This is a genomic window from Agromyces humi (assembly GCF_009720255.1).
GTDB classification, from domain to species: domain Bacteria; phylum Actinomycetota; class Actinomycetes; order Actinomycetales; family Microbacteriaceae; genus Agromyces; species Agromyces humi.
In genome coordinates, this window is the sequence record NZ_WJSP02000607.1 from 1 (window position 1) to 1,503 (window position 1,503).

2 protein-coding genes are annotated in these 1,503 nt (G+C 73.7%); one reads left to right on the forward strand and one right to left on the reverse strand.

What is annotated here, in order from left to right:
- Window positions 1–888: o-succinylbenzoate synthase (menC, locus tag GH736_RS22775; protein WP_159607277.1), on the forward strand; the 888-nt coding region annotated here is incomplete at its 5' end.
- Here the strand turns inward: menC and GH736_RS22780 are convergent.
- Window positions 875–1,503: aminoglycoside phosphotransferase family protein (locus GH736_RS22780; RefSeq protein ID WP_159607279.1), on the reverse strand; the 629-nt coding region annotated here is incomplete at its 5' end. The two genes, menC and GH736_RS22780, sit on opposite strands and share 14 nt — an antisense overlap.

Below are 1,503 nucleotides of genomic sequence, written 5' to 3' on the forward strand. Positions count from 1 at the left end.
CTGGCGGCATCCGTGGCCCCGACGCTCGCGTTCGTCGCGGGCCACCGCATGGCGAAGGCGGCACTCGAGGCGGCCGTGCTCGACGCGGAGCTGCGCGCGCAGGGCCGCTCGATGGGCGAGCTGTTCGGCGCGACCCGCGACTGGGTCGACTGCGGCGTGTCGGTCGGCATCGCACCGACCCTCGAGGAGCTGCTCGACGAGGTCACCGGCTACGTCGAGGAGGGCTACCGCCGCATCAAGCTCAAGATCAAGCCCGGCTGGGACCTCGTGCCCGTGGGTGCCGTGCGCGAGCTGCTCGGGCCGGCCGGGCTCCTGCAGGTCGACGCGAACACCGCCTACACGGCCGACGACATCCCGCTGCTCGCCGAGCTCGACGCGTTCGGCCTGCTCCTCATCGAGCAGCCGTTCGCCGAGGAGGACCTCGCCACGCACGTGCGCCTGGCCGAGGCGTGCGAGACGCCGGTGTGCCTCGACGAGTCCATCCTCGACGTCACCACCGCGGTCGACGCGATCGATCGCGGCGCCACGAGCGTGGTGAACATCAAGCCGGGCCGCATGGGCGGCTACCTCGAGGCGCTGCGCGTGCACGATGCGTGCCGCGCGCTCGACGTGCCGGTCTGGTGCGGCGGCATGCTCGAGACGGGGGTCGGCCGTGCGGCGAACGTCGCGCTCGCGGCACTGCCGGGCTTCACCCTGCCGGGCGACACCTCGGCGTCGGCCCGCTACTTCGCCGAGGACGTCACCGAGCCGTTCGTGCTCGGCGACCCCGCCGGCGAGCATCGCGGGCAGCTTCGGGTGCCGGATGCCACGGGCACGGGCGTGACCCTGCGCGAGGAGCTCGTGCGGGGCTGGGCGACGCGCCCGCCCGTCGTGCTCACCGCAGGGTGAGCGCGAGCTCGCCGATCGCCGCGGCAGACGCCGCCAGGCGCGGGTCGTCGTCGATGGCGAACCATGTCGACGAGAGCGCGCACCAGGCGACGAGCCAGTCGGCCAGTCGTGCCGGCTCGAACCCCGTCGACGCCACGACGACGCCGAACTGCCGTTCGAGCCGACCGGGTTCGAGCGCGCGTTCGTGCGACGGGTTGCAGAGCAGGTTGCAGACGTCGAACGCCGGGTCGCCCAGGAGCCCCTTCGGGTCGATCGCGAGCCACCCGCGCTCGCCGAAGTCGAGCACGTTGCCGTGATGGAGGTCGCCGTGCAGCACGACGGGGTCGCGCGGGTCGGCGAGGAGCCGCTCGGCGACGTCGGCGCCCCGGCGATGGAAGGCGCCCAGCTCGCGGCCCTGCGAGAACAGGTGACGGAACCAGGTCGAGAGGTCGACCAGCTCGGGCGGATCGTCGGCGTCCAACACGTCGGCGGATGCCGCGTGGATCCGCGCGGCGGCATCGCAGATGATCCGCGTCGCCTCGTCGTCCTGCCCGGCCTCGACCATGGCCACGAGGTCGCGGCGGCCGGTGGCCCGCTCGAGGAGCACGGCCGCCCCGTTGCGCTCGATCACCCGCG